General features: G+C 32.4%; 23 protein-coding genes. 1 reads left to right on the forward strand and 22 read right to left on the reverse strand.

Going from position 1 to position 24019, the window contains the following annotated elements:
• Window positions 1-26: 26 nt before the first annotated feature.
• Window positions 27-266, reverse strand: a complete 240-nt coding sequence (locus BTOYO_RS04465) for a DUF896 domain-containing protein (RefSeq protein ID WP_000931861.1) — start codon at window positions 264-266, stop codon at window positions 27-29.
• Window positions 267-311: 45 nt separating this feature from the next.
• A complete protein-coding gene (locus tag BTOYO_RS04470) occupies window positions 312-968 on the reverse strand; it encodes a YneB family resolvase-like protein (RefSeq protein ID WP_000991792.1) in 657 nt (218 codons plus the stop codon).
• Window positions 969-1109: 141 nt separating this feature from the next.
• Here BTOYO_RS04470 and lexA point away from each other — a divergent pair, with 141 nt between their 5' ends.
• On the forward strand, window positions 1110-1730 hold the full coding sequence (gene lexA, locus BTOYO_RS04475; RefSeq protein WP_000413736.1) for a transcriptional repressor LexA: 621 nt from the start codon (window positions 1110-1112) through the stop codon (window positions 1728-1730).
• A gap of 114 nt (window positions 1731-1844) precedes the next feature.
• On the opposite strand, the gene BTOYO_RS04480 is transcribed toward lexA, so the two are convergent.
• The 20 genes from BTOYO_RS04480 to BTOYO_RS04575 form a co-directional block, all read right to left on the reverse strand.
• Window positions 1845-2648: a DUF4097 family beta strand repeat-containing protein gene (locus BTOYO_RS04480; RefSeq protein ID WP_000976110.1), complete on the reverse strand. Its 804-nt coding sequence runs from the start codon at window positions 2646-2648 to the stop codon at window positions 1845-1847.
• The gene (locus BTOYO_RS04485) at window positions 2649-3191 is read right to left on the reverse strand and encodes a DUF1700 domain-containing protein (protein WP_001031393.1); all 543 of its coding nucleotides are present in this window, start codon (window positions 3189-3191) and stop codon (window positions 2649-2651) included.
• Window positions 3184-3507, reverse strand: a complete 324-nt coding sequence (locus tag BTOYO_RS04490; RefSeq protein WP_001102631.1) for a PadR family transcriptional regulator — start codon at window positions 3505-3507, stop codon at window positions 3184-3186. Before BTOYO_RS04490 ends, BTOYO_RS04485 begins: the two co-directional genes overlap by 8 nt.
• A 227-nt stretch (window positions 3508-3734) precedes the next feature.
• Entirely contained in the window at window positions 3735-5534 is a 1800-nt protein-coding gene (locus tag BTOYO_RS04495; RefSeq protein WP_001106588.1) for an ABC transporter ATP-binding protein, read from the reverse strand.
• The gene (locus tag BTOYO_RS04500) at window positions 5531-6733 is read right to left on the reverse strand and encodes a nucleotidyltransferase domain-containing protein (protein ID WP_000409751.1); all 1203 of its coding nucleotides are present in this window, start codon (window positions 6731-6733) and stop codon (window positions 5531-5533) included. Before BTOYO_RS04500 ends, BTOYO_RS04495 begins: the two co-directional genes overlap by 4 nt.
• A gap of 1 nt (window position 6734) precedes the next feature.
• The gene (locus BTOYO_RS04505; RefSeq protein ID WP_001028388.1) at window positions 6735-7208 is read right to left on the reverse strand and encodes a lasso peptide biosynthesis B2 protein; all 474 of its coding nucleotides are present in this window, start codon (window positions 7206-7208) and stop codon (window positions 6735-6737) included.
• Between the two features lie 36 nt (window positions 7209-7244).
• On the reverse strand, window positions 7245-7553 hold the full coding sequence (locus BTOYO_RS04510; protein ID WP_000260275.1) for a lasso peptide biosynthesis PqqD family chaperone: 309 nt from the start codon (window positions 7551-7553) through the stop codon (window positions 7245-7247).
• Entirely contained in the window at window positions 7516-8487 is a 972-nt protein-coding gene (locus tag BTOYO_RS04515; protein WP_000460442.1) for an HPr kinase/phosphorylase, read from the reverse strand. The genes BTOYO_RS04510 and BTOYO_RS04515 overlap by 38 nt, the downstream gene beginning before the upstream one ends.
• Before the next feature lie 76 nt (window positions 8488-8563).
• Window positions 8564-8689, reverse strand: coding sequence for a paeninodin family lasso peptide (locus BTOYO_RS27255; protein ID WP_000712621.1), 126 nt, complete (start codon window positions 8687-8689; stop codon window positions 8564-8566).
• 15 nt (window positions 8690-8704) lie between these two features.
• Complete coding sequence (locus tag BTOYO_RS04525; RefSeq protein WP_001274520.1) at window positions 8705-10642, reverse strand: lasso peptide isopeptide bond-forming cyclase; 1938 nt, start codon at window positions 10640-10642, stop codon at window positions 8705-8707.
• Window positions 10643-10933: 291 nt separating this feature from the next.
• Window positions 10934-12097 carry an aminotransferase class I/II-fold pyridoxal phosphate-dependent enzyme gene (locus BTOYO_RS04530; protein ID WP_000557692.1) on the reverse strand — a complete coding sequence of 388 codons (1164 nt, stop codon included), beginning with the start codon at window positions 12095-12097 and terminating at the stop codon, window positions 10934-10936.
• Window positions 12098-12127: 30 nt separating this feature from the next.
• Complete coding sequence (locus BTOYO_RS04535) at window positions 12128-12823, reverse strand: HAD family hydrolase (protein WP_000236583.1); 696 nt, start codon at window positions 12821-12823, stop codon at window positions 12128-12130.
• Between the two features lies 1 nt (window position 12824).
• Entirely contained in the window at window positions 12825-13802 is a 978-nt protein-coding gene (locus BTOYO_RS04540) for an ATP-grasp domain-containing protein (protein WP_000509381.1), read from the reverse strand.
• Window positions 13789-14394: a sugar transferase gene (locus BTOYO_RS04545; RefSeq protein ID WP_000825901.1), complete on the reverse strand. Its 606-nt coding sequence runs from the start codon at window positions 14392-14394 to the stop codon at window positions 13789-13791. Before BTOYO_RS04545 ends, BTOYO_RS04540 begins: the two co-directional genes overlap by 14 nt.
• A gap of 611 nt (window positions 14395-15005) precedes the next feature.
• Complete coding sequence (locus BTOYO_RS04550; RefSeq protein WP_000269322.1) at window positions 15006-17240, reverse strand: right-handed parallel beta-helix repeat-containing protein; 2235 nt, start codon at window positions 17238-17240, stop codon at window positions 15006-15008.
• Window positions 17241-17578: 338 nt separating this feature from the next.
• Complete coding sequence (locus BTOYO_RS04555) at window positions 17579-19138, reverse strand: lipopolysaccharide biosynthesis protein (RefSeq protein ID WP_001222558.1); 1560 nt, start codon at window positions 19136-19138, stop codon at window positions 17579-17581.
• Between the two features lie 18 nt (window positions 19139-19156).
• A complete protein-coding gene (locus BTOYO_RS04560; RefSeq protein ID WP_001084457.1) occupies window positions 19157-20425 on the reverse strand; it encodes a hypothetical protein in 1269 nt (422 codons plus the stop codon).
• Window positions 20426-20468: 43 nt separating this feature from the next.
• Window positions 20469-21437 (reverse strand): polysaccharide pyruvyl transferase family protein, encoded by a 969-nt coding sequence (locus BTOYO_RS04565; RefSeq protein ID WP_000370972.1) that lies wholly within the window; start codon window positions 21435-21437, stop codon window positions 20469-20471.
• Between the two features lie 63 nt (window positions 21438-21500).
• Window positions 21501-22709, reverse strand: coding sequence for a glycosyltransferase (locus BTOYO_RS04570; protein WP_000730211.1), 1209 nt, complete (start codon window positions 22707-22709; stop codon window positions 21501-21503).
• A gap of 119 nt (window positions 22710-22828) precedes the next feature.
• Window positions 22829-24001: a glycosyltransferase family 1 protein gene (locus BTOYO_RS04575; protein ID WP_000510527.1), complete on the reverse strand. Its 1173-nt coding sequence runs from the start codon at window positions 23999-24001 to the stop codon at window positions 22829-22831.
• Window positions 24002-24019: the final 18 nt, after the last annotated feature.

The following is a 24019-nucleotide window of genomic DNA, read 5'->3' on the forward strand; positions in this document are numbered from 1 at the left end:
TAAAAAAGATGGGCTTCGCCCATCTTTTAATTTAATTTTGCATTATCTTGCTTTTTTAAAGCTTTTAATTTCGCTGGTGTAACATCTGTACCTTCTTCGTTAACGACTTTAATTCCTTTAAGTTCGTTTAACATATTTTGACGAAATCCTTTTAAATATTGTTCTCGTAGCGATTGACGCTCACGTTGTTCTTCTTCAGTTAAACCTTCAGCTTTTGCTTTTTTCGCTAAGAAGTTAATGCGTTCAACGAGTTCGTGATTAAGCATCTCGAATCCCCCTTCTAATCAAAACTGATTATTATCATACAATAGTTACTCTTCTTTATCAAGCAATTGCTTTGTATACTCTACGTATCTACGATGTACAGTCGCTTTTGAAACATTATGACCAAATCCACGAAGCGTTGCCGCAATTTCTTCGAAAGTGAGTTCACTCTTGCGCAAACGTACAATTTCCTCAATTGGCACTTCTTTTTTCTCTCGCCCTACGCTTAAATGACGATTTTTCAAATTATTTTCTGGCCGATAGCCTTTTTCTACCGCGCGTTGCATACCACGTTTAATTTTCAAGTTATGAATCTTTCTTTGATATTCTTCAACAATACTAATTATATCTAATACCATCGAATCAGAATCCGACAATTGTAATTCACCATTATGCGTATGTGTATATACTTTTATTCCCTCTTTATGTAAACAATGCATTAACGCAATCTTCGCATTCCCTCTACCAAGACGTGTTTCATCTTGTATTAGAAGTGCATCAACTTGTTCATCTCGAATTGTATCTAATACTTCTAATATGCCATCACGTTCAATTGTATAGCCACTAGCCTGTTCCTCAATCACTTTTGTCACATTCATTTCATAGCGCTCAGCTAAATGCAATAATTCATCCTTTTGACGCAATAACGATGTTTCTTGTGCTTCTTTTGTTGTACTCACACGTGCATAAACAATTGCATTCATTTTGAACCCTTCTTTCTCGCTATATTTTCTCTCTAGTGTATCATAAATCTCCCTTTTGTTCGAACTTATGTTTGTAGAATGTTTTTTCGCATGTTATACTTATTAATAAGAAAAACGAAAGAAAACGAGGTGTTAGAAAACATGGAAAAGTTAACGAAACGCCAGCAAGACATTCTCGACTTTATTAAGCTAAAAGTACAAGAAAAAGGATATCCACCTTCCGTACGTGAAATCGGTCAAGCAGTCGGCCTCGCTTCTAGTTCTACAGTGCACGGACATTTATCACGACTAGAAGAAAAGGGCTATATCCGACGCGATCCAACAAAACCACGAGCAATCGAAATTTTAGGCGATGACCGAATGGATACAGAAACACAATCTGTTATTCAAGTTCCAATCGTCGGAAAAGTTACTGCCGGTTTACCGATTACAGCAGTCGAAAGTGTAGAAGAGCACTTCCCACTTCCAGCTAGTATCGTTTCTGGATCAGATCAAGTATTTATGTTACGTATTTCTGGAGATAGCATGATTGAAGCTGGTATCTTTGATGGAGATTTAGTTGTTGTCCGCCAACAACAATCTGCATACAACGGTGAAATTGTCGTTGCCTTAACAGAGGATAACGAAGCAACTGTTAAACGTTTCTATAAAGAAAAAGACCACTTCCGTCTACAGCCGGAAAACTCTTCATTAGAACCTATCATTTTAAAACAAGTGTCAGTTATTGGAAAAGTAATTGGCGTATATCGTGATTTACATTAAAAATAATAAAAGAAGATAATTCCCTTATTTATATAGGGAATTATCTTCTTTTATATATTGGTAGATTTTAATTCATTCCAAAAAACTCGAATGAATCTATCTTCTCATCTATTATTAACGTGTTTCTATAGTAACATCTCCAGCAGCCGTTTTGCCGCTAATCTTTTTACTCCCATTACCAATTGTTACGTTTTTATTTTCCTCATTAAAAATTGTCACATCTCCACCAGGAGTTTGCCCAGTTATTACTGCATCTTTTGGTTTTTCCGATAAAGTAATAGTTACATCTCCAGCAGTTGAGCTTGCCTCTACATCATACTTAGGATCATGATCCATAATATATACATCCCCACTAGTCGTTTTTGCTGTTACTTTCCCCATAACCTTTTTAAAGTTCACCTCACCAGCTTTTGTAGATCCCTCTACGTTCTTAGCTGTTACATACTTCAAATCCACTTCTCCTGCCAGCGTTCCAACATTTACGCGGTCACTTTTCACATCACTTATTTCTATTTGTCCAGCTGCTGAATTTACTTTGATCTCTTGGTAAGAACGTTCTGGTACAAATATAGTCAATGTAGACGTTTGAAATCCGAAATTGTAAAAGGAAAAATCAAACGAAACATCTTTTTTTCTTTCCCCAATAACTTTTAATGTGTCACCATCTTCAGTAATACGAATTTCTTGTTTACTTACATCTCCTGTTTGCTTTACATAAAAAGAGGCATCCGGAGATTTTTGGACGACAATATCCCCAGCACCTAACTTAACTTCTATATTTTTTAACGTTTCGTTTTTAATTACGTCTTCTTTATCGCCTTTTTCTGCAGTTTGTACTGCTTTTTCATATGTTTGTGAAATCCCTATTACTCCAATAATGATACAAGCGATAGCTACTAACAATATTTTTTTCATCATCTACTCCCCTTTTATCATTTTGAAGTTCCATATCACATAACGTACGCACAATCTTTTAAACCACTTCGTACTATAATACGCTATCATACATAACAACAAACCTACTCCAACAAATGTTATACTAACGAAAAGATCCAACCATATAAAAGTGCCCATAAATACTTTTACGATAACGAAAAATGGTGTCACTACACTAGCAATCCCACCGACCCAAAAAGAAAATATAAAACCGATAATTGCAACTAAAGGGCCTAACACGATAATAAAATTAAATAAACTAAGTCCAATCGCCGCCATGACAGCTCTTGTAACATTTGAAGTCGATGGATCTTTTTTCATTTCATCGAAACGATACATCGCAAGTAATTCTTTTGCAATTACTTTAGGAGAACCAAGTCCTTTTATTATTTCTAATTCAGTTTTCCCTTCTTCTATCCCAAACTGAAAGTGCTCTTCATAATCAAATAAAATATCTTTCCTCTCTTCTTCCGGTAACTTTCTAAGCTGATTCGATAATTCTCTAAGGAATTGTTCTTTATTCATCCCAATTCACCCCTTCAATAATTTCTTGTACCCCTTTCGCAAAATCACTCCACTCTGTTACTAACAAATGAAGTTGCGTCTCTCCTTGCTCTGTTAGCTGATAATATTTACGAGGCGGTCCTTCCGTGGACTCTTTTAAATACGTTTGAAAATATCCCTCTTTCGTTAAACGACGTAATAATGGATATACTGAACCTTCCGATATTAAAAATTTATTTGAAATTTGCTGTACAAGTTCATAACCGTAACTATCTTTACGTTTCACAAGTGCCAAAACACATAGCTCTAACACACCTTTTTTAAACTGAACGTTCAAATGTAATCCTCCTTTCTTAGTTTAGTACTGTTCAATACACGGTACTAGATATATCCATAATATACCACTTGGTACTATTTATTGCAAGGTACTTGTTTATATGTATTCACTGACTTTAAAAACGCGCAAATAAAATCCCGAATAAGATTCTGTTGTAGTTCACCATTATTCGAGATTTTATTCGATTCGAACTGCATTCATACAAAGCTTCATTCAATTTTTCTCCTCTAAGAACCAACTTCCATTTGTGACCCTAGTAAATTTCGAAATACACCTTTTCTTTCTTTAGCTAGTTGATTAAATTCACCTTTTTGAACAATTTCACCTTTTCCTAAAACAATAACTTGATCTGCATTGCGTATAGTAGATAAGCGATGTGCAATAACAACAATAGTCATTGTTCCTTTCAATCTTTCTATTGCTGATTGGATTTTCACTTCATTTTCAGTATCTAACGCACTCGTAGCCTCATCTAATACTAAAATCGACGGTTTTCTTAAAATAGCTCGAGCCAATACAAGTCGCTGACGTTCACCACCTGAAAGCCTCACCCCACGATCTCCAATCAGTGTATCAAGTCCATTTGGAAGCATTCGTACAAATTCAGTTGCTGCCGCAAATTCTAATGCAGCCCAAATTTGTTCTTCATTTACATTCGAGTCAATCATCATTAAATTCTCTCTTATACTAGCATTAAATAAGAACGGATCTTGTGGTACATAGCTAATAGCCTGTCTTAATGATAATAAATTATCAGTTGTAAGAGGGGTACCATCTATTAACACTTGACCTTTTTCTGGTTGGATTAACCCCATTAACACATCAATTAATGTACTTTTCCCAGCACCAGAATGTCCTACAATTGCCGTCATACTATTTATTGGAATTTGTACATTAATGTTTTGAAGTGCATATAAAGCTTCTTGCTTATTATAACGAAAAGAAACATCCTTACACTCAATACCTTGTTTTATACAAATCGGCTTTATATGTTTTTGCATGTATATATCCTGCATTTCAACCGCTTCATTACACTCCTGTTGCAATTCCCATAATGACTTAAAGGCAGGAATGCTTGCAGCCAGTTGTTCTAAATTTGACTGAATCGTCATGAACCTTGGCCATAATCTTGAAAAAATGAGAATGATTAATAGTAACTGGGCCGTTTGCGCTTGAAACATATTTACTGACAAAAATATAAAAAATGCAATTAATATAGCCATTGAAATTTTATAAAACAATTGAGAGTTTGACCTTATTCTCATATACTCCATTTGTTCGCTACTCATCTTTTTTGTTATAGATTGAAACCAATCCAAACGTGATCCTTCCAAAGTATTGCTCTTTATATCTTTAATTCCATTGAAATGATCTGTTATACCAGAAAGATAGTCTTTTGCCAATTCTGAGGTCTTACCGCCTAGTATCCGTGCTTTTTTTATAAAAACACGAGAAGCTACCAAGAACAATAAGCCAAAGCCCAAAACAAATACAGTGACTTGGGGAGATAATAAAAACGCAAGCCCTACCTGTATGAATGTAAATAGAATAGTAGCTAGCAATTGTAAAATTAAATTAATCCCATAACTAACACGAGCTAATTCTGTAGTTAATATATTAATTAGATTTGTTTTCCTTTTTTCTAAAAAAAATCTCCACTTTGCTTTTAAAATCATACTATATGTTTCTACTCTTAACTTTCGTACAAAAACTTGTTGCGTTCTCGCATCTCTTAACGTTATATTTCTTTGCAGTATATTTTGACTTAACACTATTAATACATATATACCTAAAATAGAAATTAAACTTGTTGTTTTAGGGAAATTCTGCAAAATTCTATAGACAGGTGCAATAAAAGAAGTCTCCTCACCTGTATTAATTATTCCAGTCATACTTATCATAGGAAGTAATAAAATAATACCTATCCCTTCAAGTAAACTGATTAACACCATACCAAATAAATTCACATACAGTATTTTTCCTGCTGAAGAATATAATTTCTTCATAAAATATATAATATAATTCATCGATGTTCCCCCAATAACAAAGCAAACTTCTTCGTTTTTCTCCAAATACATAGAAACGGACGTAAAGGAAAATATAAAAAATGAAGAAATTTAGGTAACGGCAATGTTTTCGCATCAATTGGATAAGGATATAGTTGGCTCATAATAAATAAAGTTTTTTGCTGATTAGACATTAACGAAAATAAATGTCGACTATGATAAGCAAGTACTTCTTCAGGAACCGGATCGGTATGCAAGTTTATCATTTGCTTGAAATAAAACAAGGCTTCTTGCGCTAACTGTTTTGAATGTTTTTTAGCTACTAATTCCATCATTCTTTCATCCATCCGTACACCTAGCAATTGAGATGACAAAATTAATGCTTGTCCTCCTAAATGTAGCATTTGATATGTTTTCATTAGTTTATGAATCTCACTCCAATTAAGATCTTGATTGACAATTTTTTTTATATCTACTAACCAGCGTAATCTGGACCAACCATGTCTAGCACCATGAGATACAAGAAATAAAAATAAATCTTCCTTCCCTAGCATATATACGGAATTACTCGTAAGGGTGCTTTTTCTCTTTCGCTTCCAAAGCTCTTCAAACCCAGGTTCCTTACTAGGTCCGGGATTTAACCGCCAATGAATCTCAAGCTTAATCTGTTTTGTCGGATGAAAAAATGTTATATGATGATGCCTCCATTTCCAATCATTTAATATCGTTTGAATATAATCGTCTTTTACATACCCCTGCTCTAAAAGTAGCATTTCTACTTTTTCTAAATTTTGAATTGGAATAAGAACGTCCAAATCACAGGATGTTCGTAAAGAAATATCTCCATATAAATCCTGAGATAGTACAGGCCCTTTTAGAAAAATCATACGAATCTCATTTTCATTACATATTTTATTTATTCGTTCCATTTCAGCACTTAAATAAAGCATTTGAAATGTATTTTTTTTATATTTTCTATTCAAGGATTGTACAATATGTGAAGGAATTATTTCCTCATCTACCTGTTTAAGTTTTTGATATATCACCGGATAAACGCGATGATGCACAACCTGTTCAAGAAATAATTCCCAATCAATATCCGAAAACCATTCATTGCTGTAAGTTTGCATTGTTTCATCATCTTTTAACTTCAAAATTGCAAAAAGAAGTTTCAATTCCTTAGACATGAACTCTACATTAAGACCAAAATCTTTCTCCATTTTACTCTCCTTTAATAGTGTTCTCACTTAGCCTCTTTGCAAATGATCCAACGACAGTGAATTTCTCCATTCCTTCCGATCCAGTAACATAAAAAGAACCGCTACGTAACCATGCATGTGCAATTAGTGCCCCACTATTATCCTTAGCAGTTCCTAAATAAAGAGTACTCTCAATGTCACGTTTTTCAAGCATTTTCATCCCAGCTATCGCTTTAACGAGACATTGACTTTCCCAAAAAGTATAACGACTCATAATAGAAATTGCTTCGGACACCTCCTTTAGTGTATCCTCGTGTTGCTGAATTTGAGCAACTGATGTTTCGTTCATGTAATCCCCTAAAGAAGGTGCAACTTTGGAAAAGGTAATACTTTTTAGTACACGCGCCCATCCTAAAAAAATAAAAGCCTCTAAAAATAAAAGCTTTGTTTCCATGTTCAGCAATAAAAATACCCTTAACCTTTTCACAATATTCATTAATCCCTTCCTAACAGTTCTTTTGAAATTACAAATCTATCTATTAGGCTGATCTTTTATTTGAATTAACCCTTCTTGAAATAAACACTCTAAAAAGGAAAGAACTTGCTCTTCACAATCTTTTCGTTCAATATCATAGTTGGATACTAGCATAGTAACAAGCTGATTAATTATTATTGGCTTTTCAATAAGCTCCCATATTTCTCCGCCTATTTCACCTAAGTTATAGTACTTTCCTTTCTGGACATTTAACATAACTTTTTCTCCATCCATATCGCTTACTATATTACCTTTACTTTGGACAACGTTATGTTTTAATGATATTTTTCTCGAGTGGACAACCATCAACCATACTCCCTTTCTGTATAGTATTTAAAATAACTTCCACAAGCTCATGAGCTGTAAATCTTGAAGTCGGGCGACTTACTTGAAACATTTCCATTCCACTTGCAATATGAGTTGAAGTTTCAAAATGCCATTCCATTAATCCTAATTTAGAAATCAAAGAACTCCTAAAAGTATGACGGTATAATTTATACAAGCGTGCGAGCCCTTCTATACGGGTCGTCTCAATATCTTCTCCCTGTGTTTTTACTAATTCAATAACACCAGCAAGAGGTAATGGATCTGGAAAGAATTGAGAATTCACAGGAACAGCATACTTCGTTTCTCTTTCAAACAAAGGGCTCAATTGCGCTACTTCCATCCCCAACTCATTTATGCTCTCTTGCCATAATTTTTGTTGTGCGTAAGAAGGATGAACTATTGCAGTATTTTTATTCAAACGAGACACAGCAACTACATCATCACTTAAAAGCTGATATCCTTTATTCAAAAAAGCCGAGGCTAACGTTGATTTTCCAGCTCCTGAATCACCAATTAATGCGTATGCTTTTCCATCTATGGCAATTACACTCCCATGCAATGGGAGTGTTTTACGTTGCATTAAAAGCGCCCCCATACAAGTTCCTAGAATATATAAGCGAATTTTATCTTCTTCTGCGTCTGCCATAGGTGAAAAGGTGATTTTCTCGCCGGCCTGTATAGAAAATATTGCAGTTTGAGGAACATGAAACATAACTACATTATCCTCCACTACAATTGTTTTTTGCTTTTCCGCGCTATATTTACACCACTGTTCTGACAAATCCGTTATTTCAACTTGAACATCTGCCACCTCTTTTTTTTCATTCAGCTGAGACAATTCGGGTAATGGAATTTCACTTACTATTTTTAACCCGAAAGCTTGATATAACACATTCCCCATAGAATCAAACATCCTATCCCCCACATTGTCAATTTTTTGAAAGCTCTTATATAATAAAGCTATATAAGAGCTTTATTTTTCCAATGACTTAACTGTACTTAACTGGATCATCTGGGTCAGGTTGAACAGCATCTGGATATTTATGCCCAGGCCCAGCCATAGTCATATTAATATTAAGTACTTCTAATACAGGTTGTTTCCATTCCTTTTTCATACGTATCACCTCCTTTCATATTGCTTTTTTTATAAATCGATAGAAGATTAAGCTGCGCATTAAAACTCTAAAATCTAAATCAAATGCATATTCTGGTCGAGGTTCTTTACAAATTTTTGAGATAGCTTTCTTAATTACCTCTACATTTAGAAATTCAGAGATTACTGGATCTACACTAAGTTCTTCAACTTCCTCAATAAATTCATTCCAAAAAGGAGCCATACGGTAAACACCATCTGCACCTTGAATACCGCGAACCCGTTGATTCAATCGTACTTTATCAGGAAGGAAGCTCTTTGTGGCTCTCCGGATCAGGGCTCTATCTAAACCATTTTGAACATACTGTTCTTCTGGGACTGACAAACAAAATTGAATCAATCGTAAGTCATTTGTGGGATCACGATCCCATAAGGCATAACGTAATGATAATTTCGTTTCATACGTGCCATTTATGCTCCAATAATATGGTTTTTCAAACTGTTCTCTTTTCATTTCATATGCATTAGAAATAGCGGTGCCTGTTATATCGATTTCTTGTTCTCTAAGTCTGTCAAAAACATTCATTTCCCTTGCAAATTCCGGATTAATTATTACGGAATTTGCATCTTGTTTTCCTGAAAAAAGTAACTGATGCAAAAATGGAAATGCCTTTCGTCTTACCACTTCAAAAACACGTGACTTTTTTACTCCTATATTTCTACTATATAAATATAGTTCACGATAAAAACGAATCCAATGTAGCTTTTTCAATAACATTGCCTGGTAATCTAAAATAGGTCCCCATGATACTGTCCAATTACCTCTTTGACCACTAAGAAGTACTCCTATTCCCTGCTGAGATGCTTTTTCATAAACTCCACTCAACCAAAAAGTATTCTCAAAAAATTTATATGGCATCTCCATTGTTTCCAGCCAATCATCAATTTCCGATAGTGGGCTTCTCTCTGGCAATTCTAAATAATAATCCTGTATATTCCCTACATGCTCTACAGTCGATTGAATAAATGGTCTTTCGTCAGCTATCCTACCTTTGTGTGTCCAATCTTCAAATCCTTCTACTGGAACATAACTATACGTATGTAATTTTTTATTTTCAGTCCGTAAATCCCTTGCAGCAAAACTAACGACAGAACCTGAGTCTAACCCTCCACTCAAATGGGCTCCGACTTGGTGGTGTGTTCGCAAACGTGCCTTCACTGCACTTTTATACACCTCTCGAAACGCCTCTTCATACTCTTCATTTGATTTTAAATTAAGCATTTTCCCAACAGTTGGTGTATAGTATCGTGAAAACTTCACTTCGCCTTCCTTTACCAAAATAGTGTGTGATGGAGGCACTTGTTCTATATATTTGTAAACTGTTAACTGTGGATCTACCGATTCGAAATTTACAGGTATAGCTAAAAATTCAGCAAGCCACTGCTCATTCAATTTTTTCTCAATATACGGTAGAGTAAATAACGGATTTATAATGGTACAAAAAGCAAGTTTTTCCTCACCACGATAAAAATAAAGGGTCCGACTTCCTGAAAAATCTCTGGCACCAAAAAGAATTTGTTTTTTCTCATCCCAAATCATAAAGGCAAAATCGCCTACCAAATATTTTGGAGCCGCTTCCCCCCATTTCTGATAAGAGAGTAAAATCAACTCACTATCTGTCATGTTTTTTCTATCCGAATAATCCACTTGTAATTTTTCAAATAACTCATTACGATTATCAATAATAGCATCTGCTGTAATTGCCAATTGCTTTTCATAATTATAAAAGGGTAATTGTTCACCAACTGACTCTGGTGTAATCCATTGTGCATGACATCCTAGAAAAGCATTTTCTTTGTGCCATATTTGAATATCGTCAGCAGGGTACTTTTGTAATTCACTCATTAATCGTGTGCCATGTTCAATTGATATAGGTTCATTATTAAAGTGAATAATGCCAGTTATAGCGCTCATTTCTTCCTCCTAATATATGAAAAGTTACTACAATTACTATTTACATATTAAATTCGTTAAACATACCCCTTTATCATTCTTTTTAAAGAACGAAATTTTTTATTTTTATTACTTTCTCAATTACATGCTTTAATTTACTCTCAGACTTATATATTATAGACATTTCCAAATCTATACTCCTCCCTTTTTTTATGTAAATTGAAACTGAACACTAGAAAAGATTCATTATAAAGAACAATTAGTGGTACGTATACAAATCTAATTCAAATTCCATTTTCACTTACTTTTCTTTTAATTCTTCCATTCTACAGCTTTTAAAATGCTTTGAATTACCCTTTGTTGATCTTCTGCTAACATATTAGATCCTGAAGGCAAACAAATTCCACTTTGAAATAGGTACTGCGACACATCTTCATTTTTGCTATGCGGATAATACTTCATCTCTTTAAAGAGCGACTGCATATGAAGTGGCTTCCACATAGGACGCGCTTCAATGTTCTCTTCTGCTAAAATTCTCAACAATTTCCCAATAGAAATCCCAGATTCCTTTTCATCAATTGTCAATGTAGTAAGCCAACGATTTGGGCGAGTATGTTCTAATTCAGGCATAAAATAAAACCCTGGCATGTTAGATAGCGCTTCGTAATACCGTTTATATACAAATCTTCTAGCTCTCACCCTATCTTCTAACACTTCTAATTGTCCTCTACCAATACCAGCTAAAATATTACTCAGTCGATAATTATACCCTATCTCACTATGCTCATAATGTGGAGCTGGATCCTTTGCTTGTGTCGCTAAAAATCTCGCTCTTTCCAATGCTTCTACATCATTAGAAACTAGCATTCCACCACCTGAAGTTGTAATAATTTTATTTCCATTAAATGAATAAACACCAAATTTCCCGAATGTACCGCTTGCTTTTCCTTTATATGTAGAACCAAGAGATTCTGCTGCATCCTCAACTATAGGAACATTATATTGATGACAAAGTGAGAGAATTTCATCTAGTTTAGCACTCTGACCATATAAATGAACAAGAATGATAGCCTTAGGCAAATTCCCCATTTTATTAGCTTCATATAATGCATGTGCCAATGCACTCGGTGACATATTCCAGGTTTCCGGTTCTGAGTCAATAAATACCGGTTCCGCTCCCAAATAAACAATCGGATTTGCACTCGCTACAAAAGTAAAACTGGAACAAAATACTGTATCTCCCTTTTGAATACCTAATAACTGCAAAGCTAAATGAATAGCAGCAGTACCTGAACTAACTGCAGTACCTCCTCTAACTCCTACAAAAGATGCAAGTTCTCGTTCAAACCCATCGACATTTGGCCCAAGAGGAGCAACCCAGTTTGTATCAAATGCATTTTGGATATATTTTTGTTCATTCCCACTCATGTGCGGAGAGGAAAGGTAAATTCGCTTTTTATGCTGAACTGTGTGCATGTAAACACATCCTTTATACATATTTAAATACTATGTATCTAAAAACATATGCTTTAATACAGATATATCAGATAATCTCCTTAAATTATCAATTGTATAATGTGCTTTATAAGCTTGCTCAACTATAAGATTATGGTAAATTCCATCTTCTCTACTAATATGGATCGTTAACCATTTCAATTTCTTGGCCGTTATAAAATCCTTACTTAAATTATCTCCTATATAGACACATTGCTCATGAGGCACCTGTAATTCCTTACTTATTTTTTCATAAGGAATTTTGCTTGGTTTCCAACATTCTTTTCCTAGCTTATCAGTGAGAATTATTGAATGAACCCTCTCTTTTAACTTTAATGCATTTATTTTTCTTTTTTGAGCAACTAAATATCCATCTGAAATAAGTCCTATTTTAACGGTATTAACCAAATTATTTAGTACCCAATCCGCTTCATCCAACAATTGAATATCTGGTTTATGGAACCTATACTGTTCTATCAAATTACTAATCAATTTTTCATCATAATCAATGTCTAACTTTTTAAGTGTTTTATTAAACACAAACTTTCTTTCACCTGAATTGAATAATCGAATTGCGATATTATAAAAACCAATTTTTCCATAGTTATCTTTAATCCAATCATCCACTGCTTTAAAGCCACTTACGACATAATCTTTCTCTTTATATAAAGTATCATCCATATCAAAAACAATTGCTTGAATCACCATATTAAATACTCTCCATAAAAACCGCTTCGTCATATCTAAGCATTGTTAAATTTTCTCTCCAATTAAAGTCTTTATCTATAAAGACTTCCCCCTGACACATTTTAATTGTCCAAAGTGGAAAATTCGCTCCTGCTTCTATTGATAGTGGTATTCCTCCTCCAAAACGAGGGTTTATTTCAATAAACGTAATTTGCCCATCCTCCTTTTTAAAACATTGTAAAGTAATACATCCAATAGGATTAGGAAGAGCTTTTATTACAGTTTCTGCTGCTTGGATGATGTCAAAATCTTTCTTGGTCACACCTTTACTTACCTCACCTGCTCGTGTCTCTATACGCAATCTAGGAACGATCGTTTTTATATTCCCATAGAAATCTACCATGACATCTATAGTGTATTCCTCTCCTGAAACGTACTCTTGTATCATAGCGTTAGGTATATACTCCTTAAAAAATTCCAATTCCTTTTCATTCATTATTTTTGTTACACCTTTACTAGAACTGCCATCAAAAGGTTTAATTAATAGTGGAAATTGATATTCCTTTCTTCCAATCTCTTCATCACTATACACTCTAGGAGTTGGTATATTATTAGAGACAAAAAAGTTATATGTGTATTTTTTGTTATTAGCAATTTTATTTAATTCCATACTAGAAACTAGTACTTTTACACCAATACCTTCAAAAACCTCCGAATTATTAGCCATAAGGATTAATTCCGTATCAATTAACGGAATTATTAGATTTATCATTTCAGATCTACATATTTTTAACAATTCATTTATATATCCTTCTTCATTTACACGCGGAACAATAAAATGCTTATCGCTAAAGTAAATGGTAGGAGCAGTTTCTTTTAAGTCTGCAGTAAAGATTTTCCCTTTGATTCCTACTTGTTCAAATACCTCCTTAAATTTTTTAATTAAAGTGACCCTCCTACCAGAGCTAGTAAACAAAATGTTCATTTTATTCCCCCCCATGCTCGATTCCCCCCTTAAAAACTGGCATAGTCACATGCTTATTATTTGTTATCCCTTCCGATTTTAAAACCTTACTAAAAGTTAGATATAAAATTTTCAAATCTAAAAGAAAACTTTGATTCTCAACATACCATACATCTAATTTAAATTTCTCATCCCATGAGATACTATTTCTTCCATTAATTTGAGCCCATCCAGTGATTCCGGGTTTAACATTATGCCTTTTAGCTTGCTCTTGCGAATATAAAGGCATATATTCCATTAATAATGGTCGAGGGCCCACCAAACTTAATTGACCTTTTAGCACATTTATTAATTGTGGTAATTCGTCCAAACTATATTTCCTCAGGAATTTTCCAACTTTAGTTAATCTAGCGTAATCTGGTAAGAGCTCCCCGCTATTATCTCGCTCATTGGTCATCGTACGAAATTTATAAAGATAAAAGGGTTTTCCATGTAACCCTGGACGTTGTTGTCTAAATAAAATAGGTGATCCTATCTGGGTTTTAACTATAATTGCTACTAAAAGAATAATGAAAAAAAAGCAAATTAATAATAATAAAGAAATAAAGATATCCAACAGTCTCTTCATTACCAATCATTCCCCCATCTTAAATTATTACAAATGCTTTTCCAAAGTGAAATAATATATAAAGTATTCATTACGGATTGAAATCAAGTATTTTCAAGTTGTAAGTAAAGAATTGTATTCAATTTTTCTTTACTTATCACCTGCAAACATTTTCTTTAGTACACAACTTTAAAACTTAATAAGTAGAAGAAAGCAATACACATAGGTGCAAAATATATTTTCCAAATGCTTATCCAAGAGACTATTACACACTGTAAAAATCTCAAAAAGTATATTCACAAAAACAATTTTATAAACAACGCTTAATAGTATAAAAAAACATTTATTATTAAAACATTCTCCTACTCACTATTTTTTAGTATGCAGTTAACGTAATAACAAAAAGCTATTATGTTTATAAAAAACATAATAGCTTTTCTCTTTTCTATAGTAGTAACTAAAAGTCAATAAGCATATTATCTATTAGGAATTAGACTATTTCGAATGATTACATTGGACAAAACCCTTCCATGTACCATTATATAATACTTTATAGACATATTTATTAAGAGCCACTCTACTTCATTTCTCATAACTTTTTGAAACTATTCAAATTTAATTATCACCATGCATTAATTTGAATCGATTACACCATTAACAATATTTCCTTGTAAAAATTCCCTCCCCGTAATTGTAATTTTCGCATTATTTAACACGTTATTTTGAATTACTACTTGAGGTGTACTACTCGTTGTTCTATTATCTATCCCAACTTGCATCAAATTTGTGGAATTTATAATATTATTTTGAATTATCACTTGCTTACCAGTAAACGCTGCATCCAAAACAATAATAGCTCTCTGAAGAGTATCATTTGTAATTTTTATAGTATTTCCCCTTAACACTATTTCATCAGATACATTTTGAATATTCAAGACCGTACCATTTGGTTTTTCTATATGACAATCTATCATCTTGAATGCTTTGAGGTTATTCACTGTAAATAACGTGTTATTTCTATCTATACTAAAGAACTTGCAACCTTTTAATTCTAAAGTGCTTCCTGTACTTGCTATCCCCAAAAAGATTACATCCTTAAAAAAGCAATTTGTATACGTCCCTGCAACTAGGGTTGGGGGTTTAACATTATTAAATATAATATTTTCAAATATCCATCCTGATTTAACTGTTCCTACTGGTACATAATTTAAATACAAAACGTCTTGTCCTTCAAATATACAATTTGAGATAGTTTGCGGTTCATTTTTCAGCTCTAATGTCCACTGATACAATGATGACAAGGAATTAAGTTTATCTGTATCGTTTATAAAACGACAGGAATCAACTTTAACCGCATATGGAAAGGGAGTATCAATAATCATTTTACTATTAGAAAAAACATTATCCGATATATTAATAGATCGATTTACATATACACCTTGAACATTTACTTGCGCTCCGTATACATAATTATTGGAAAAAATAACATCTCCTAACAAAGAGACCTTGGTTAATCGGATATTATTCCCTGTTACGATTACCCTATCTGCACCACCATTAATAGACAACCCAACATAAGCATTTGTAATGGTATTCATAATAGAATTATTCGATATATAGATAAATTTCCCATTTACAACAATAATATTATAATTTTTATTATCATGAAAATTATTTCTTTCAATATATATATATTGATTTAAATCATATCCATCTTCAATATCTAGTCCACTTTGTGGATTGGTACCTGCGATGTGATGAATATCATTATCTCGAATATATACATTCTTTGCCCCACATACACTAATCCCTTGTCTACGGCAATCATGTAAATTACATTTTTCTATATAAGTATATTGCGAAAAAGAAGGTACCCGAACATTTATTAAACAATTTGCAGGAGCAGGAACATTCCCTTGATGCAAAACAACTTTAGCATAACTTGCTCCATTAGGGACTTCTACTTCATCAAAGAATTGTACATTGGTTTTTGAAGATAAAAATATATTGTTTGAAGTGTAAAAAATGACATCATAATAATCGCATTTTATTTCAGAACCCAATGCTCCAAATCCATTTCCATATAATCCAAAGTAACCATACTTTACAATAGCCACTTGGTTCATATCAATTTGCAAATTGGAACGTATCTTTGTTGTACTACTTACCAATGAACCATCTGTTGTATTAATTGCTCCCTGTTCAAATGAACTTGCTAATGCTGTAGGAAAAGGTGAAATCTGCCCAAAAGTACTGTTCAGTGTAATGGCATCTCCTGTACAATCTAAAATATCTAGATTATCTAAAGATACAAACCGTGTATTGTTCCCCCCATCAGCAGGTGGAGTAAAACTCCCCAATTCAATGCCGTACCCTGCCTCATGTGTTCCCCCACTAGAGTAATCATGTGTATATCTATCTCCTTGGATAATACCATTTGTTATCCTAGAATATACTTGATTTCTACGAAAACTTATAATTGCATATCCAGTCAAATTATTTGTTTCCATTTTTAATGTCGAACCGTTTAGATTCAAAGTTAAATGACTTGGTGGTTCGATGGGTGTTTGTTTATCAATCAAATATATTCCTCTAGGTAACACAACTTCCGTATAACCTTGTTGAGCCGCCCATACTAGAGCATTATTAATACCTTGGGAAGTATTGATAGCATCAGTCCCATCATTCTTAACATCCCATCTATCTAATTCTAATACATATATACTTGTAGAATTTGTAGCTTCAAATGATTTTGGAATCCATTTTAATTGCGTACTATCATAAGTTAAAATGTCATTATGAAAAGGAGGCTTGGACACCAAATCTAAATCATTCAAATTCCCAAGATTATCCCTTCTTCTCCACATCAATTCACACCTCTTTTTTGCTTTTCTACATCTTATGTTTCATAAGGTAAATTGATTGGATATAAGAGAAGTAATATCACTTTTTATTGTTTTTAGAGATCCATTATTTAGAAAGTCTTTTTACAATTCCTTTCTAAAAAGGTCTATTCTTACTAGCTGTTTTCATTTCAATACTCTTTTATTTATAACTATTTAAACTTACAATATTATTAAAAAGACACTATACTCTTTATACCTAACGCCCCTATTATTACCTACTATTATTTTCAGAACAACCTAAAATCTCTTCCGTAAATAAAGCATTTTTTACTGTGATATGGAAAAAATAAAATTATAATTTATGGATAATTATCATTCGGAAATTTCCGAGTTAATATTTTCGGCTTTATTTTTTTTATTAATATCCGGGTTAAATTAAGGAAATATCTATACTCTTCCGCCTCTTTAAATACCATCCAAAAGATCAGATTCGGAATAATCAGACACAAAATACTACGTATTGCCATGTCCATAAATATATTTATGTGAAAAATATAACCAATAAAATCCGTTGCTATAATAGAAAATAATACAAGCACTACAAACAAAATATATCTAATAAAATATACTTTTACAGATTTTTTGAAAATCATTTTAAATATAATATAAGGGTCATACCAAAAGTAAGTACATAATCTACTAATAACAGTCCCTAAAAGCACTCCTGCTATTCCTATTTGTTTCGCAAGAATTATAGAAACTACAATATTTATAATTGCCGCTATAATAGGTCTGTACTTCCCTTTTTTAAATAAACCTGTGGTTTCTCTAAACATTGTAGTTGTATTTTGCATTCCTGAAGTGAAAAAATTAAGTAATATGAAAAATAATACATACTTATTAAACACATATTCCTCACCTAACCAGATTGTTATAAAAGGATTTATCAAATTCCAAAGGCAAACTGTACAAAATCCATATATCCAAAAATTTAAAAAGTTAATTACACGAAAAATAAAATATTTTTTTTCTGCATTTTCTTTCACATTCAAATTTCCAACACTAGCAGTGATAGAATAAAACAAATAGCCTAATAAGGTATTTAATGTATTTAAGATCAACAAATAATTTGAATAAACCCCAACCCAAATAACCCCAATAAATTTCGATATAACTATATTATCTGTTGCATTAATTACTACACCACTAATTTTATATAGCAACAAGGAATACAAATTCTCAAAAAACTCACGTCTGTCTGTCTTAGATAATTTCGCATTATTTTTTTCTTTTAAAAATGGATATAATTTATTTGCCTTATTTGCAATATATACATTCTCAATTACTTTTAATGTTAATTGAGCTACCAGTACTACAATGTAATCACTAATAATTATTAATAAAACAATTTGTAATGCATTAGATATAATCATGAACAAAGTGTGTATTTTAGAAATAATATAGTTACTTTGATCAGCAATAATAATAGATTGCTTATATACAAAATAATATGATGACACTGAACTTATTAAAAATAAAAGATAGATAATGTTAATGTCTTTAATCGTAGTATCTGCATTCACTAAATGATCAAGAAATGGCAATAGAGATAACCCTATTAATAAAACTACTACTCCTATTAATCTGTATGCTTTTTGATATAAATTCATTAATGCCTGTATTTTATAAATATCCTTCTCAGCTAATGGCCTATATAAACTATATATTATAGCTGTATCAAATCCTAAATTAGCTAGGGAAAACATCAATAGTATACTTGTAAAAAGCCCATCCACACCTAAATATTCTATACCGAGTGTAAAAATAAAAACAGTTCGAACAACAAATCCCATACCAATACTAATTATTTGTCCAGACAAACCGAATAAAATATTTTTTAAGGAGTTTTGTATTCTCATCGTAATACCTTCTATATTTTAATTGTTTTGCGTACCCACTCTACTAAATTTGGCACTAATCTTCCTCTTTAAAATCGGGAAAAACTTTGTTATCCTGTATTTTAATAACGCTTTTCTTCGTTGCGCCTTGAAATCATAATCTAGAAACCAATTTAGTAAATTTTTATCTGTAATACAATCACAATTTTGTTTCATTCGCACTTGGATTAAATTCCAATACATTTCAATGAATGTATTAGTAAAAAACTTCACCTCATTATTTAAAGAAGTTTTAACGTACTGATAAAGATTACTTGGAATATTAAAACCATATTCACGAGGGTCTCTCCCTTCAGCAATAATTCCCATAATTGTTCTTAAACATTTTTCACATTTACAACAATTTTCTTCATTTTTAAAACATACCCTGATATTAACAGGTTCTTTACTAGCTGAATAATGGTCCACAACAACTTTAATCTTTTCTTGTCTAGTAAGTTCGTATCCATCATGAAAGACTGTTCCAGATGCATATTTTATTTCATTATCCACAGTTGGATCAGATGCACAAGTAACTTGATATAATGGGGAATTAGAACTTGCAATATATATACATTTTATCTTAAGTTTAAAAGCTATTGGAATAGCTGCAGATATTATTGCTAGACCATGATGCAATCCATGCCACCATGTATCGTTTAACTTTTCTCTAAAATCATGGTCAATGTTCCCTGCAATTATAAAGGTCCCATAGTTAGATTGTATAAAAATATTTTCTAGTCCATTATCCTTTACAAAATTTACGGCATTTTCTTTATCTGCCTCCCATACTTTACTACCCTCTATTTCATTTTCATGCCATCCATATTCAGTAACTAGCAAGGGGTGTTTATCTTTTATTCTTATAAATGTAGTAAGTGCATCCAATCCACCACTAAATAAAGATGCCGCTTCAAGTTCCGGAATGTAAACATTATCAATAATTTCTCCTACAACCATGGATCCTTTAAATTTCACACCAGGAAACATGTTTTGATATGCATTTTTTATATTATTTAAACAAATATAAAAAGATTTATCTAATTCATTTATTACTATTGTTGAATTAGTAATCCATACAAGAGGAACTACATTCGCAACAAACGGAATAGCCAAAATACTTAAAGAGATGTCAGATACATCATAGTTATATTCAAGAAACATATGATTACTTGTCTTAAAATACTTTTGTAAATCCCCCTTAATACTAAAATAATAATCAACTCTATTATTTCTTACGACAATTTTATCGAGAATTATACTATTCATTTGAGCCTCCTAATAAATCGCCATTTTTATCACAATACATTTGTTAATTAGAGAACTGTTTTAACCATTGATTTACTACATCAAAATTCACTTGAACATCCGTGATAAACTCTGCATTTATCATTTTTTCGAGATTATTTAAATCTTCTCTATCAATCAGATTTAAATTATACGTTTCCCCCATCCCCTTAGCTCTTTCATCTATAGAGATAATTATTGCACGTTTTTTATGACGCATAGCAAATATACCGCCATGTAAACGTGTTCCAATATAATCAACGGCTGTATTTAGGATTTTTTCATATGCCTCTATAGTAGGAGATATAATTTTTATACCTTGTATACCCTCTAAAGATTTTAAATATTCAAAATCATCAGCGTCTTGTATCCAAAAGTAGACATTTTCATAACTTTTGTTAAGTATATCTATCAGTAATTGATCTTTTTCACGATCTTTAGAATGATGAGTTAATGTAAAAACAACCGATTCCGATTTTCCACTCGGAATTCCCCTACAAAAATCAGGCGTAAAAGACCACAAAGTTGCACAACCAGTATTTAGAGCTTTAAACCCCATTTCTTCTAAAAATTTTTTTGTTCTTTCATCTCTAACGCTATGTATATATTCATGCGATAAAACTTTTCTATATAACATTTTTGTATAGGGATTTATTTTATTCCCTTTGCCTGCACCCACTCCAACCAGAATACTCCCCTTTAAAGGACCATAATTAAATATATTTATATTCCACTGTGGAAAATGAGTAAACATATCCATTGCTAGCAAATTCGAACCACCTACAAACTTATATTTCGCATCACTATAAATCTTTACCCTATTTGATTTTCTCGCTACTTGGTACCAATGAAAAGGTGAAACATGAGTAGGTAATGTTAAAACATATGCATTTTTAGTTATATCAGAAAGATGATGCTTTACACACTTCATTATTATATCGTCACCCTTGTTAAGAGAACCTACTGATGTATCTAATACTAAAACATTATCCATAAAAATAATTCCCCCAAGTATCTTTTATAAATAGTAAAAGATTTTTTAGTTTTATAGCTTAATCTATTCTAATTCAATTAACCTATATATCTTTTCCACTTCTATTTCATTACCATAATTTTTTTGGCTTACATTATTAACAATTTCATTTCTGAATTCAACATCATCAATCATTTTTTTTATTCCTTCGACAATTCCCTTTATACCCATTGGACAAATATATCCATCTACGCCGTTCTCCAACTGACTTTTGGCAGTTGAAAAATTAGTTATTAATACTGGTTTCTTAAGAATTTGCGCTTCCCGAACTGTTACTGCCTTCCCTTCGTATCTAGAAGGTTGTACATAAATATCACATGCTTTTATGTACGGGTACGGATTAATCTTCTTACCTAGTAAAACAAATTTATCTTGAAGTCCTAGTTTATCTATCAACAATTTAAGTTCCGCTTCTTGCGGCCCATATCCAACTATGTACCACTCGATATCATACCCTTGATCTAATAACTGTCTAAGCGCATATATAGCGTCATCAATTCCTTTAGCATGCGAAAGTCTAGCAACAGTAATTAACTTGATTCGCGCGCTATTTATTGATATTTCCTGAGTAATATCTCCTTCATTGGATTGTTCACAAACAAATTCAGAATCTATTATATTTTCTATCACTTGCACCTCTTTATTAATATAAGGTAGACTATTCAGGAATGTATCTCTACAACTTTCAGAAACCGCCACGATATCATCCATTTCCCTCCACATTTTACATTCCATTTCTTTGTTAAGTTGTATGTTCGAATAATCAGTATGAATCCACCCAATTTTTCTTTTCGCTCGAACTTTATCCCCTATAAAATAATGCGGCCATAAAAAACTTATCGCAACATCGTACTCTTCTCTCAATTTTGGAAGAAATGGAAGAGATATTCTCCATCCATATTGAATGACAAAGTATCCAGGTTCTTTACTATTTACAAACCTTCCATGCATAACACCCATAACTTTTCCTATCATCCTAGTAATTCCAATTGAGAAATGCCCTTCTTGTAATATCTGTTTAATTGATTTTCTAAAAGTAGTATATTGTTGCAATTCTTCTAATAAATTCGGCTCTTTGGGTAGTAAAGAGAAAAATCCTCCTTCATGTTTAAATAACATTAAATCTATATCATACTTACTGTAATCAATTGTATTTAATAAACCAATCAAACTTCTTTCTACTCCACCAATTTCCATATCAAAAGATGTAATTAATATTCTTTTCTTTTTCATAATAGGATACCTCACAAAATCTATTATTGATTTCTCTTCTTCATTTTATATTAGTATTTTGCTGTTACGCTTACCAATTTTCCTTATACATCAGACATATAAAATGAAAACAAATTAGATTACCCTACTTCTTCCTTGCACACAATTCCATATAACGATAGCCACTCGTAAATGTTATCGTTAATATCAAAGCCTAATTTCGATATATTGTTAATTATGAATTCCCTGTCTGGTCTTTCTTTTAACAAGGCTTTATAAATTTCTTTACACCATATTTCAATTTCTTCATCTAAGTCAACAAATGACATTATCCCTAACCCCATATCAGTATTATTAGGTAGTGTATCTGCTACAACACATGGTACACCTGCAGATTGCGCTTCTAAAGTTACAATACCAAACCCCTCAAACAAAGAAGGAAAAATAAAAACATCAAAGCTCTTCATGAGTCGTGGAATATCCTTCCTAACGCCCAAAAATCTAATGTTTTCAAAAATCCCTAATTGCTTTGCTTTTAATTCAATAGAAATCCTTAACGGACCATCTCCTACTAGAATAGCAACAAAATTTGAATCTCTTTTTAAAATTTGCTTTAAAACTTTTAGGATAAAAACATGATTCTTTGACTCTGAAAAACTTCCTATATGTCCTATTAATTTTGCTGTATTCGGTATATTAAGTTCCCTTCTTACGCTGACACTACTTCCAGCATCTATATCAGTAAATTGATTAATATCTATACCGTTTTTAATCAGTTCTATCCTCTGACTTTGAAGCATCCTTTCACCAAATAAAAAACGTGCTGCTTCAACGCTACACGCACAATAATTAGTTCCAGCATATTTAATAATAGATTGCAAAACCTTTAGGATAACTCTTGCTTTTATTCCAGAGTCTTGTGGCCAATTATTACTATGGGAATGACAAATCCTCTTTTTTATACCAGCTATTTTTGCCGCTACAGCAACGAAACCACCTTGATAATCCGTATGTGCATGTACAACTTCATATTGATTATCCGACATAATTTTCACAAGTTCTTTAACATAGGCAAAAGGTCCTATTTGTCCTAAACTAGGTACCTTATATATTCTCCCACCTAAGGCCATTATTTCATCTTCGTAATCATTTTTCTCATTTCGATGGGATACAAAATCAAACTGAAGCTGCTCCCTATCTATTTTCCTATATATATTCATTAATAATGTTTCAGCTCCCCCGCGATTCAGAGCGCTGACAATGTGTAAAACCTTCTTTTTATTTATAGGTTCAGGCTTAGAATCTATCCCCATTCAACAATCCTCTCCTAG

Source organism: Bacillus toyonensis BCT-7112 (assembly GCF_000496285.1).
Lineage (GTDB): Bacteria > Bacillota > Bacilli > Bacillales > Bacillaceae_G > Bacillus_A > Bacillus_A toyonensis.